The sequence below is a fragment of the Microbacterium sp. B35-04 genome (genome assembly GCF_010634885.1).
GTDB lineage: Bacteria > Actinomycetota > Actinomycetes > Actinomycetales > Microbacteriaceae > Microbacterium.
This window is the reverse complement of record NZ_MWLP01000079.1, coordinates 1-11,872: the sequence shown is the minus strand read 5'-3', so window position 1 is coordinate 11,872 and position 11,872 is coordinate 1. Positions and strand designations below refer to the sequence as shown.

Annotated in this window: 10 protein-coding genes; 1 reads left to right on the top strand and 9 read right to left on the bottom strand. The window is 72.2% G+C overall.

The genetic code is table 11. The annotated features are described in order from the left end of the window. Positions 1-60: 60 nt before the first annotated feature. The 9 genes from B1729_RS15965 to B1729_RS15925 form a co-directional block, all read right to left on the bottom strand. The gene (locus tag B1729_RS15965) at positions 61-921 is read right to left on the bottom strand and encodes an ABC transporter permease subunit (protein WP_163633765.1); all 861 of its coding nucleotides are present in this window, start codon (positions 919-921) and stop codon (positions 61-63) included. Further along, a complete protein-coding gene (locus B1729_RS15960) occupies positions 918-1,727 on the bottom strand; it encodes an ABC transporter permease subunit (RefSeq protein WP_163615954.1) in 810 nt (269 codons plus the stop codon). The genes B1729_RS15965 and B1729_RS15960 overlap by 4 nt, the downstream gene beginning before the upstream one ends. Next, on the bottom strand, positions 1,727-2,602 hold the full coding sequence (locus B1729_RS15955; RefSeq protein ID WP_163615955.1) for an ABC transporter ATP-binding protein: 876 nt from the start codon (positions 2,600-2,602) through the stop codon (positions 1,727-1,729). The genes B1729_RS15960 and B1729_RS15955 overlap by 1 nt, the downstream gene beginning before the upstream one ends. Positions 2,603-2,627: 25 nt before the next feature. Then, a complete protein-coding gene (locus tag B1729_RS15950; RefSeq protein WP_163633763.1) occupies positions 2,628-3,746 on the bottom strand; it encodes an ABC transporter substrate-binding protein in 1,119 nt (372 codons plus the stop codon). A gap of 133 nt (positions 3,747-3,879) precedes the next feature. Continuing rightward, on the bottom strand, positions 3,880-6,693 hold the full coding sequence (locus tag B1729_RS15945) for a molybdopterin cofactor-binding domain-containing protein (RefSeq protein WP_163615957.1): 2,814 nt from the start codon (positions 6,691-6,693) through the stop codon (positions 3,880-3,882). Further along, positions 6,690-7,529, bottom strand: a complete 840-nt coding sequence (locus B1729_RS15940; protein ID WP_163633761.1) for an FAD binding domain-containing protein — start codon at positions 7,527-7,529, stop codon at positions 6,690-6,692. Before B1729_RS15940 ends, B1729_RS15945 begins: the two co-directional genes overlap by 4 nt. A 155-nt stretch (positions 7,530-7,684) precedes the next feature. Continuing rightward, positions 7,685-8,326, bottom strand: coding sequence for a pyridoxamine 5'-phosphate oxidase family protein (locus B1729_RS15935; protein ID WP_163633759.1), 642 nt, complete (start codon positions 8,324-8,326; stop codon positions 7,685-7,687). Between the two features lie 140 nt (positions 8,327-8,466). Continuing rightward, a complete protein-coding gene (locus B1729_RS15930; protein ID WP_163633757.1) occupies positions 8,467-9,825 on the bottom strand; it encodes an 8-oxoguanine deaminase in 1,359 nt (452 codons plus the stop codon). Continuing rightward, positions 9,822-11,048, bottom strand: coding sequence for an XdhC/CoxI family protein (locus B1729_RS15925; protein WP_163615961.1), 1,227 nt, complete (start codon positions 11,046-11,048; stop codon positions 9,822-9,824). The genes B1729_RS15930 and B1729_RS15925 overlap by 4 nt, the downstream gene beginning before the upstream one ends. A 94-nt stretch (positions 11,049-11,142) precedes the next feature. Between B1729_RS15925 and B1729_RS15920 the strand changes: the two genes are divergently transcribed. Further along, positions 11,143-11,733 (top strand): nucleotidyltransferase family protein, encoded by a 591-nt coding sequence (locus B1729_RS15920; protein ID WP_163633755.1) that lies wholly within the window; start codon positions 11,143-11,145, stop codon positions 11,731-11,733. Positions 11,734-11,872: the final 139 nt, after the last annotated feature.

Here is an 11,872-nt window from a genome sequence, read left to right as displayed (position 1 = left end):
GTTCGCGTTCGCGTTCGCGAAGGGATCGCGTTCGCGTGGTGCCGCGGGCGCCCGGGGCGCTCAGCGTCCGGACGTGGGCATGCCCATGCGGGCGAGCACGACGTTCTCGACGACCTGGACGATGTTGTAGAGCAGCAGCGTCACGATCGTGATGAGCGCCACCGAGGCCCACAGCTCGTCGAAGCGGGCGGACGCGCTGAACTTCTGGATCATGCCGCCGATGCCCTGACCGGTCGACAGCCACTCCGCGAGCAGGGCTCCGGTCACGGCTCCCGGCACCGAGACCCGTGCCGCGGCGAACAGCGACGGCAGGGCTCCCGGAACGTTCACCTTGCGCAGCTGCGTCGCGCGACCGCCGCCGTAGACGTGCACGAGGTCGAGGCTCTCCTTCGATGCCCGGCTGAGGCCGAACATGATCGACGCGAGCGCGGGGAACAGCACGACGATCGAGCCGATGACGGCGACGGATGCCGGAGTCCCGCGTCCGGTGATGAGGATGATGACCGGTGCGATGGCGACGAGCGGCACCGAGCGCAGCAGCAGCGCGAGCGGCATGACGCCCATCTCGACCGAGCGTGACAGCGAGAACGCCAGGGCGAGGACGACGGCGACGAGCATGCCTACCACGAAGCCGATGGCGGCGTCGGCCAGGGTTTGCGCCAGCAGCGGCATCATCTCGGCGCGGTTCACGGCGGCCTCGTCGGACGTGAAGAAGAACTCCCACACGTCGGCGGGGCCTTTGGCGACGTAGGGCGAGATGCCGGTGAGGTTCACCACCGCCCACCACAGGGCGAGCACGATGACGAAGGTGAGCAGGGCGTTCAGCAGCGACCGGCCGACGGCGCGCGAGACGGCGGTGGCGCGAGCGGAGCGCGGCGCGGAGGCGGTCGGAGCCGAAGTGCCGAGAATCGTCGCGGTCATGCGGCCACCGCCTTCCCCGAGACCCAGGGTGTCACCGCTCGGGCGACGAGGCCGACGAGCGCATACCCGACCAGCGCGACGACCGCCGAGAGCAGGAACACCGCCCAGACGCGCGCCGAGTCGAGATCGCCCTGGAGGCGGATGAGGGTGATGCCGACACCACGGTCGGTGCCTCCCATGTACTCGCCGAGGATCGCGCCGAGGAAGGCGGAGGGCACGGCGATCTGCAGCGCGTTGAGGATCGCGGGCGTCGCGGCGATGAGCCGCACCTTGCGCAGCTGCGTGAACCGCGACCCGCCGTACACCCGCACGACATCGAGGCTCGAGCGGTCCGCCGCGCGGAAGCCGAGCAGGGCGCCGACCACCGTGGTGAAGAACACGGCGAGGGCGGCGAGGAAGATCGCCGTCGCACTCGGATCGCCGGCGCGCTTCGCGCCGCCCAGCACCACGATCGCGATGCCGCCGACCGCGACGACCGGCAGGCAGTAGCTGACGACCGCGATCTGCACGACGACGGTCTCGATGCGCGGCAGCAGCAGCACCGTCGCCGCGACCAGCAGCGCGATGCCGTTGCCCCAGGCGTAGCCGATGAGCGCCTCGGTGATCGTCACCTGGAAGACGCTCCAGTACGCGGCCAGCCCGTCCTGCCAGATCGTCTGGAACACGACGAACGGCGACGGCACCGGGGTGAAGGTGGTGCCCGGCGGAGGCTGGAAGACGGTGACCGAGAACAGCCACCAGGCGGCGATCAGGGCGGCCGCGCCGATGATCCCCGCAAGCCAGCCGGGGAGGGAGCGCCCGCGCATCAGGACTCCGCGGCGGCGCGGCCGTCCGCGCCGAAGAGCAGCTCCGACGCGCGGTCGACGAGCAGGTGGAACTCGGGGGAGCGCTGCATGTCGGGCGTGCGGGGATGCGGCAGATCGACCTCGATGATCTCCTTGATGCGGCCGGGACGCGGCGACATCACCGCGACACGATCGGACAGGAAGATCGCCTCCGAGACGCCGTGCGTCACGAGCAGGGTCGTGGCCGGCTTCTCGGTCCAGATGCGCAGCAGCTCGAGATTGAGGTTCTGGCGCGTCATGTCGTCGAGGGCGCCGAACGGCTCGTCGAGCAGGAGCACCGAGGGCTTGAGGGCGAGCGCGCGCGCGATCGACACGCGCTGACGCATGCCTCCCGACAGCTGCGCCGGCTTGGCCTTCTCGAAGCCGGTGAGGCCGACCAGGGCGATGAGCTCGTCGATGTAGGCCTTGTCGGCCCGACGGCCGGCGATCTCGAAGACCAGCCGGATGTTCGCCGTGACGCTGCGCCACGGCAGCAGCGCGTGGTCCTGGAAGGCGATGCCCAGTTCGCTGTCGCGGCGCAGCTGCGCCGGTGTCTTGCCGTCGACGAACACCTCGCCGGTGGTGGGCGTCTCGAGGTCGGCGAGGATGCGGAGGATGGTCGACTTGCCGCAGCCGGAGGGCCCGAGCAGCGCCAGGAACGACCCCTGGTCGGTGTGCAGGTGGGTGTCCTGCAGGGCGGTCACGCTCTGCCCTCGACCCGTCTGGAACGTCTTGCTGAGTCCGTCGATGCGGATGCCGGTGCCCGGGGCGGGCGCCGCCGGCGAGGTCTCCCCCGCCGACGGCGCCACGGCCGCGGCATCCGTCGCCCTGGCGCTGTTCAGGTGCGTGTCGGTCATGATGATTGCCGCCCGGTCTCGGGGACTACGGCAGGTAGTCCTTGAGCCCGGGGTTCTCCTCGTAGATCTCGTCGATGATCGTCGTGTCGAACAGGTCCTCGACCGAGACGTCCCAGCCCGCGGCGGCGAGCGAGGCGATGGTCTGCTCCTTGAGTTCGTCCGAGATCGTGAAGAGGCCGTTCGCCTCGGTCTCCTCGGTCGAGATCAGCAGCTTCTCGGCCTCGAGCCCCTTGGCGGTCTTGACCGGGTCGAGGGCGCCGAACACGGCTTCCAGGCCGTCCTCCGACTCGGACGCCGCCTCGTTGTAGTACGTCTCGATGAGCGAGACCGTGTCGTCGGTCGACTCGAGGAAGACGTCGGTCCAGCCCTTGATCTCGGCGATCAGGAACGCCTTGAGCAGGTCCTCGTTCTCGGCGAGGAACTGGTCGGTGACGCTGAACGCCTCGGCGACGTACGGCACCCCGTTCTCGGCGTACGAGAGGTTGGTGACCTCGTAGCCGGCGAGCTCGACCGTGAGGGCCTCGTTCGTCAGGTACGCCATGAAGCCGTCGACCTCGCCGTTCATCAGCGGGGTCGGGTCGAAGTCCACCGGCACGACGGTGACGTCGGCCGGGTCGATGTCGTTCGCGTTCAGGAGGGCGGCGAACACCGAGGCGTTCGAGTCCTGGACGCCGATGGTCTTGCCGACGAGGTCCTCGGGCGTGGTGATGTTGCCGCCGTCGGCCAGCGAGAGGATCGTGAAGGGGTTCTTCTGGAAGGTGGTGCCGATGATCTTCAGCGGCGCCTCCTCCTCGGCGATCGCCGCGCCGATCGAGGCCGCGTCGCTGAGGGCGACCTGGACGCTGCCCGAGAGGAGCTTGGCGACGCCGGTGTCGGGTCCGGAGATGCCGATCACCTCGTCGAAGCCGGCCTCGTCGTAGTAGCCGTTCTCGTAGGCGTAGAACTCTCCCGCGAACTCCTCGTTCTTGATCCAGGAGTACTGGACGCTGATCTCGCCGTACGACGCCTCCTCTTCGCCGCCGCCGCTCGCGCCGGGTGCTGAGCCCCCGGATGCGCAGCCTGCGAGGACGAGAGCGGAGGTGACGAATGCGGCCGCGGCGGCCGCGAAGCGGCCGGGCCGCCTCAGGTTGCTGTGTCGTGCCATCGGGCGTGGCTCCCCTTCTGATGCGATGTGATCTGAGCGACGCTATGACCTCGACGTTTCGCCTCGTGCGCCCCGGTGTTTCCGGGGTGTGACGAGGTGCTCAGGGCGCAGAATCGGCACCGCGGGGAGCCCCTCAGCGGCGCACGGATGCCTCGACCGGGACGGATGCCTCATCCGTCGCACTGTCCTGCAGAAGGCGCCACACCCGCTCGCGCGTGAACGGCTGGTGGTATGGGCGCCGGCCCACTGCGCGCGCGATCGCGTTGCCCACGGCCGCTGCGACCGGGTTGTAGGGGGACTCGCTCATCGACTTCGCGCCGAACGGGCCGACCGAGTCGTGCGTCTCGGCCAGGAGCACCTCGGTCGTCGGGACGTCGGCGAACTGCGGCACGCGGTACAACCTGAAGGCGGGGTTCGCTACGGCTCCCGCGTCGTCGATCAGCACCTCTTCGTAGAGCGCGCTGCCGAGTCCCTGTGCGGCACCGCCCTCGATCTGCCCGCGGCACTGCGCCGGGTTCATCACGAACCCCGCGTCGGCGGACTGCACCGACTGCAGCACCCTGACGGTGCCGGTCTCGGGGTCGACGGCCACGCGAACGGCGTGGACGTTGAACGAGAGGCTCCGCTCGTCGCCGTGTTCGCTCCCGGTGCCGACGATGCCCTCCGCCGTCCGGTGCGAGGCCGCGGCGGCTCGCACGAGCTGGGTGTACGAGACGAGGCGATCGCCGGCCTGCACCCCGCCGGGACCCAGGCGCACGGCATCCGTCCCGGTGATCCGGCGTGCGGCCTCGAGCATGCGCGCCTTCAGCTGCCGGCACGCGGCGGTCAGCGCCTTGCCCGCACCGGTGACCCCGGACGAGGCGAAGGCACCGGTGTCGTGAAGGACGAGATCGGTGTCGGCGCCGCGCAGCACGATCCGCTCCGGCGTCGCCTCGAGCACGGTCGCCGCGATCTGGCGCATCACGGTGCTCGTGCCGTTGCCGAACTCGGCGGTGCCGACCGCCAGGGCGATCGTGCCGTCGGTGCGGAGCGTCGCCGACGTGTGCGCGTGGTGGCCGCCCGGAGCCATCGCGGCGATGAACGACAGCGCCATGCCCTCGCCGACGAGCCAGCCGTCGGGGGCTGCGACACCGTTGCCGCGCCGCAGCGCGCCCTGCGCCAGGTCGAGGCACTGGTCGAGACCGTAGCTGCCCCACACCAGGTCTTCGTCGTGCTCGTCGTGCACGGTGAGGAGCGCGTCGCCCGCCCGCACCGCGTTGAGGCGCCGCAGGTCGAACGGATCCATGCCGAGGCGCTCGGCGAGCAGGTCGAGCGCCGACTCGACGCCGAGGATCACCTGTCCGAGTCCGTAGCCGCGGAACGCTCCCGACGGCACGTTGTTCGTGTAGACGACCTCGGCGTCCACGCGCTTGACCGGGCAGCGGTAGACGTTGATCGATTCGGCGCAGCCGTGGAACATCACGCCGATGCCGTGGTTGCCGTAGGCGCCGGTGTCGCTCAGCACCTCGAGCCTGATCGCCGTGAGCACGCCCTCCGCCGTGGCACCGAGGGTCACGCCGACCCGGAACGGATGCCGCACCGAGGTGCGACGGAACTCGTCGGCGCGCGTGAACTCGTAGGCCACCGGGCGCCCCGTGCGCAGTACCGCGAGGGCGACGAGGTCTTCGGCGAACATCTCCTGCTTGCCGCCGAAGCCACCGCCCACCCGCGCCGCATGCACGCGGATGCGCTCACGGGGCAGCTCGAACAGCCGCGCCAGCTCGTCGCGCACGAGGAACGGCACCTGTGTGCTCGAGCGGATGACGAGCCGGCCATCCTCGTCGAGGCGGCCGACAGCGCCGTGCGTCTCGAGCTGCGCGTGCGAGACCCGGCTCGTCTGCCAGGTGCCGGTGACGGTGACGGCGCTCGCCGCGAGGGCGGCGTCTACATCGCCGCCGATGCCGTCATGAAGCGTGGCCAGGACGTTGCGGGATGCCTCGGCCACGCGATCCTCGGCGGTCAGGCCGGGGTGCAGCACCGGTGCGCCGGGGCGTCGGGCCTCGTCGGCGTCGAAGACGGCCTCGAGCACGTCGTACTCGACGGCGATCAGACGGCAGGCCTCGTCGGCTGACTCGGCCGTCTCTGCGACCACAGCGGCCACCCGCTGCCCGACGAAGCGCACGACGTCGTCGAGGATGCGGGTGTCGTCGGGATCGTCCTCGCGGTGCTCGTGCCGCGCGGTGGAGAACCGCCGCGCCGTGACGTTCTGGTGCGTGAAGACGGCGACCACCCCGGGCAGGGCCCGCGCCGCCGTCGCGTCGATCGAGACGATGCGCGCGTGCGGGTGCGGCGACCCGACGACACGGAGCACGAGGGCGTCGGTGGTGTCGGTGTCGAAGGTGAAGGGCTCGAGGCCCTGCACGATGCGCCGGCCGGGCTCGGGCCGCACCGACTGCCCGACGTGCCCTTCGACGGGCTCAGGGACCGGAGGTGCGGCTTCCGGAGATGTCGAAGCGACGCCGGTCTCGCGCACGGGGCCGAGCACCGCCGCGTGGATCGCGTCGCGGATCGGGCGGTATCCCGTGCACCGGCACAGGTTGCCCTTCATGCGCCGGTCGAGGTCGGGCAGGTCGTCCGTGCTCAGCGTGGAGGCGGTCACGGCCATGCCCGGGGTGCAGAACCCGCACTGGAACCCGAAGTGCTCGACGAGCGCCTCCTGCACGGGGTGCAGGTCGTCACCGGGTGCGAGCCCCGCCGCCGTCGTGACCGAGGCGCCCTCGACGCGCACCGCCGGGATGATGCACGAGTGCACCGGCACGCCGTCGAGGATCACGCCGCACGCGCCGCAGTCCCCGGCGTCGCAGCCCTTCTTCACCTCGTGATGGCCGGTCTCGCGCAGCAGGGTCCGCAGGCACTGCCCGGCGCGGGGCTCGGCCTCGAGCGGCTCCCCGTTGACCTCGAGCCTCATGCCGCCGCCTCCTCGGCGGCGAGCTCGCCGCGGATCCGCTCGGCCAGCACGACGCTCACCGCTCGCCGCCAGTCGGCGACTCCCAGCGAGTCGCTGTAATACCCCGGAGCGCCTTCGATGACCTCGGCGAGGATCGCCGCATCGGGCACCTGCGGAAATCGGAACACGACGGGGCGCTCTGTCGCCGCGGTCACGGCGACCACGCATTCGCCGTCGACGTCGACGCGCCCGGTCACCACAGCGCCCGATCGCCCGTGCTCGGCGAGGGCGATCTTGCGCAGCAGCACGCGCGACCGCATCGCGTGTTCGGGCAGGTCCACGGCGCGCAGCACCTCCCCGCGACGCAGCGAGTTCTCGCCGTTGGCCGTGATGAGGTCGGCGACGGGAAGCGTGTACTTCCCGCCCCCGGCGGTCCACACCTCGGCGGTAGCGTCGAGGGCCACGGCGAGCGAGATCATCGCGCCGGCGGCGAACGAGCGGCACACGTTGCCGCCCACCGTCGCCGTGTTCCAGATCTTGAACGACGCGAGCAGCGCGTTCGCCGCGTCGGGGATGACGGATGCCGCGGCCCACCCCGCCGGCACACCCGGCTCGCCCCGGCCCCCGGCCCAGGCGACGAGCTGGGCGATCGTGCATGTCGCTCCGATGCGGAGGCCCTCGCCGGTGAGCTCGAGGGCGGGCCAGCCCATGGTCGTGAGGTCGACGAAGCCCGTCGTGCGCGGCTGCGGCTCGCTCATGAGCCAGGTGCCCCCCGCGAGGAACGTCTCGCCCGTGGCAAGGTGCAGATCCTCCCGCGCGCGCGCCGGGCGGTACGAGGTGACCGAGGTGATGTCCACGCGTGCGTCCTTCCGCTGCAACTGCCGGCGCCCACCGGTCGAGGCTGGGCCGCTGGTCCGCCAGTCAAGCAACGCGCGGTTTCGACGGTGTTTCGCTCGATTGCCGGCGCGCGGCGATTAGTGGGTGACGGGTGGCGGCTGGGTGCGAGGACGCCTCAGTCGCCGTGCTCGGCGCCGGCATCGCCCGCGCGCGCGTCGGTGCTGGCGCGTGGACCCTGGTGCGGGATCGGCTGCGGCGGCTCGCCGCGGGACCGATGCGGTGGCTCCGGTGGGTCATCCGCTCGCACGCGTCCCTCGAAGGGGATCAGGCGGTCGGCGCGACCGGGGCGCTTCGGGAAGCGCCTGCCCGTCACGGCGCTCGCGGTGATCTTGATCGCGAACAACTTGGGCGTCGGGTTCCAGGACTCCAGCCCGCGCACGCCGCTGCGGCGGAGCTCGTCATCACTCGTGACGCGCGCGGCCCTGCCGCGGACGACGACGCTCCAGCGGGTGTCCGCCGTCTCGCCGTCCACCTCGAACGCGACCAGCGGATGCTGTGCGATGTGCAGGAGCTTCGCGTCGCGGGCGGTCCGCACGAAGAGCGAGCCCTCGTGGGTGGTGAAGTTCACGGGGAAGACGTCGGGCGCCCCGTCGGCGTGGATCACCGCGAGCCGGCCCAGGTGCGCCTCCTGCAGCAGCGTCCAGCATTCCGACGTCTCGAGGCGCTCCACCTGCGCGGCCGCGCGTGGGGCGGATACGTCTCCGGCGGATGCCGCGGCCGCTGTCGCGTCGCCTTCCGCCGGCCGGGATGCATCCATGGCTGCCTCCTCTTCCTCCCTCGGTCATACCCCCGACCGGCGTGATTGGGAAGGGCCTGCGGCGCGACGGACGCCCGGCGCAGCATCCGTCGCACTCCTTCCGGCCCCGCCGAAGGGGTCGCGCGGCAGGAGAACGTCGGTCAGAGACGCTCCGCGAGAGTGACGGATGCCGCGGCCACGTCCCGTGCCAGCCGCCCCTCGTCCACGGTGATCAGCGTCGCGTCCTCGACGACGGTGCGGCCCCCGACATAGAGGCGCTTGAGCGGCGGCAGCGCCCCGAGGCCGAGGGCCGCCACCGGATCGAGGATGCCGGCGTGCTCGATGCGGTCGACCCGCCACACGGCGATGTCGGCGAGCTTGCCGGGCTCCAGCGAGCCGATCTCGTGCTGTCGGCCCAGCACCCGGGCGCCGCCCATCGTGGCGATGCGCAGCCCGTCGCGGACGCTCATCGACTCCGAGCCGGTGCGGAGGCGGTTCATCAGCACGGATTCGCGGATCTCGATGCCGAGCTGCCCCGACTCGTTCGAGGCGGAGCCGTCGACTCCGAGCCCGACCGGGACGCCGGCGTCGAGCAGCGCGCGCACCGGCGCGATGCCGGCGGCCAGCCGCGCGTTCGACGACGGGCAATGCGCGACGCCGGTGCCGGTCGCGGCGTAGCGCTCGATCGCGGGGGCGTCGAGGTGCACGCCGTGCGCCATCCACACGTCGTCGCCCAGCCACCCGAGCTCTTCGAGGTACTGCGTCGGGGTCCGGCCGAAGTGCTCGGCGCAGTAGGCATCCTCCTCGACCGTCTCGGAGGCGTGCGTGTGCAGCCGCACGCCGAGCGACCGGGCCAGCACCGCCGCCTCCCGCAGCAGGTCGGCCGTCACCGAGAACGGCGAACAGGGGGCGATCGCGATGCGCACCATCGCGTCGAACGAGGGGTCGTGGTAGCGCTCGACCGCTTCCTGCGACGCCTGCAGGGCGGCATCCGTCGTCTCGACCGCGAAGTCGGGCGGCAGCCCGCCCTGCGACTGCCCCAGGTCCATCGACCCGCGTGTCGCGTGCAGCCGCACGCCGATGGTCGACGCCGACTCGACGAGCGCGCCCACGATGTCGCCCGAACCGCGGGGGAAGACGTAGTGGTGATCGCCGACCGTGGTGCAGCCCGATCGCGCGAGCACCGCCATCCCGCCGGCGGCGCCCACGCCCGTGAGGCCCGCGTCGATGCGGGCCCACAGCGGGTACAGCGCCGTGAGCCAGTCGAACAGGATCGAGTCCTGCGCGTACCCGCGTGTCAGCCACTGGTACAGGTGGTGGTGGGTGTTGATGAGCCCCGGCGTCACCAGGCACCCGCGCGCGTCGACGATGTCGGCGTCCTCGCGCCAGCGCTCGTCCGCACGGCCGGGGCCGACCGTGACGATGCGGCAGTCCTCGATGACGACGTGCCCGCCGGCGTGCTCGGTGCCGACGGCATCGACGGTGACGACGTGCGCGTTCTCGATGAGCGTGCGGGTCATGAGGCTCCTGCCGCGAGACGGATGCCGCAGCCCGAGGTATCGCGTGCGGCAGGGGACTGCGGCGCAAGGGCCGTCGAGCTCGTTGCATCCGAGGCGGCCTCGCGTGAGGGCGCATCGCCTGAGGGTGTCTGGCCTGAGTGCGGCGCAGCGGCAGCGGGTCTCCGGTGGAGAGGCCCGGAGCGCGCGCTCAGCGGGACGCCGGATCCGCCGTGGCGTGTCGCGACGATCTCGGCGAGCACCGAGATCGCGGTCTCGTCGGGACTGGCGCCGCCGAGGTCGAGGCCGAGCGGCGACCGTACCCGTGCGATGTCGGCCGCCGTGACTCCGGCCTCGCGCAGCAGTGCGGTGCGGTGCGCCACCGTGCCGCGGGCGCCCATCGCGCCGACGAACCCGACCGGGAGGGCCAGGGCTGCGGCGAGGGCCGGAACGTCGAGCCGCTCGTCATGCGTCAGCACGCAGACGGCCGTCCGGTCGTCCACGACGGAGGCATCGAGCCCGGCGAGGAGCTCGTGCGGGAGTCCGACGATCAGCTCGACCGCGCCAGGGAAGCGCTCGCGCGTCACCAGCGTCTCCCACACATCGCACACGGTCACCGCGAAGCCGGCGGCCGCTGCCACGCGGCACAGCGCCGCCGCGTGCTCGCCGGCGCCGACGACGATGAGACGCGGTGCCGGGGCGTGCGACAGCACGAGGACGTCGTGGCCGTCGAGCGCGCCGGAGAGCACGACGGTCTCGCGGTGGCGGATGGCGGCGTCGAGCGCCCCGTCGCCGGCTTCCGACCGCCCCACGAACGCAGCACGGAGTGCGTCCTCGTCCAGCATGGTGCCCGCGGACCGCCCGCCGAGCGCGAGGCCCACCGTGACACCGTGGCCCGAGGCCGCGGCCTCGAGCGCGTCGATGACCGCCGGCTCGGGGCGCACGGCGTACGCCGCGACATCCACGCTCCCGCCGCAGGCGAGCCCGGCGGCATGGGCGGCGTCGTCCGAGAACCCGAGACGTGCGGTCCGCGGCGCTCCGTCGACGCGGGCGCCGTGCGCGAGCAGGATCGCGTCGCCCTCGACGCACCCGCCCGAGATCGATCCGATCACGCGCCCGTCCGCCGTCACCGCCATGGTGGCGCCGGCGCCGCGGGGCGCGCTTCTGGCCACCCGGGTGACCGTCACCGCCGCGACGACGTCGCCGTTCCGCAGCAGCGGCAGCAGTTCGCGGGCGCGTTCGAGCATGCCCACACGCTAGGCCCGATGTGTTTCGTTCGCACTACGCTCAGGAGACGCCGCCTGGCACCGCCGCGGCATCCCATCCGGAGGAGGCCGGTTCGTGCGCATCTGCGGCATCGTGCTGGCGGCGGGCGCGGGGATCCGGTACGGGTCGCCGAAGGGTCTCGCGCGCACCGCGGACGGCGAGCCCTGGGTCGCTCGGGCCGCCCGCACGCTGCGGGATGGCGGCTGCGATGAGGTGCTGGTCGTCGTCGGCGCGCGCGGCGCTGAGGTCGCCGCGCTCGTGCCGGCCGACGCGCGTGTGGTCGAGGCGGCAGACTGGGCGGCCGGACTCTCGGCGTCGCTGCGGGCGGGACTGCGTGCCGCGCAGGGCTCGGCATCCGCAGATCCGGTGCCGGGAGCGGATCACGGCCCCTTCGACGCGGTGATCGTGCTGCCCGTCGACACCCCCGACGCGCCGGCATCAGTCGTTCATCGAGTGATCGCGATGCTTTATCGGGGAGCGCCCCTCGTTCAGGCCGTCTACGGCGGCGTTCCGGGGCATCCCGTGACGATCGCCCACTCCCACTTCGCCGCGCTGTCCGAGGCGCTGCACGGAGACCGGGGTGCGCGACCGTATCTCGTCACCCACGGCGTGGTCGAGGTCGAGTGCGGCGATCTGTGGTCGGGAGACGACATCGACTACCGGTGACCGCGCGCGGCGCACCGGTGCGCCGCCCCCCGGTCGCCCACCGGTCGTTGAGCGAGGGAGCGCCAACGACCGAGACGAAACGCCTCGAGCCGACGTTCAGCGCGGCGGGCGGGGGGTTCGTCTCGCTCCTTCCCCCCCC

Coding starts and splice junctions, on each gene's coding strand:
- B1729_RS15925 (WP_163615961.1), bottom strand. CDS start 11,048: ATGCTCGAACGCGCCCGCGAACTGCTGCCGCTGCTGCGGAACGGCGAC.
- B1729_RS15955 (WP_163615955.1), bottom strand. CDS start 2,602: ATGACCGACACGCACCTGAACAGCGCCAGGGCGACGGATGCCGCGGCC.
- B1729_RS15935 (WP_163633759.1), bottom strand. CDS start 8,326: ATGGATGCATCCCGGCCGGCGGAAGGCGACGCGACAGCGGCCGCGGCA.
- B1729_RS15930 (WP_163633757.1), bottom strand. CDS start 9,825: ATGACCCGCACGCTCATCGAGAACGCGCACGTCGTCACCGTCGATGCC.
- B1729_RS15945 (WP_163615957.1), bottom strand. CDS start 6,693: ATGAGGCTCGAGGTCAACGGGGAGCCGCTCGAGGCCGAGCCCCGCGCC.
- B1729_RS15960 (WP_163615954.1), bottom strand. CDS start 1,727: ATGCGCGGGCGCTCCCTCCCCGGCTGGCTTGCGGGGATCATCGGCGCG.
- B1729_RS15950 (WP_163633763.1), bottom strand. CDS start 3,746: ATGGCACGACACAGCAACCTGAGGCGGCCCGGCCGCTTCGCGGCCGCC.
- B1729_RS15965 (WP_163633765.1), bottom strand. CDS start 921: ATGACCGCGACGATTCTCGGCACTTCGGCTCCGACCGCCTCCGCGCCG.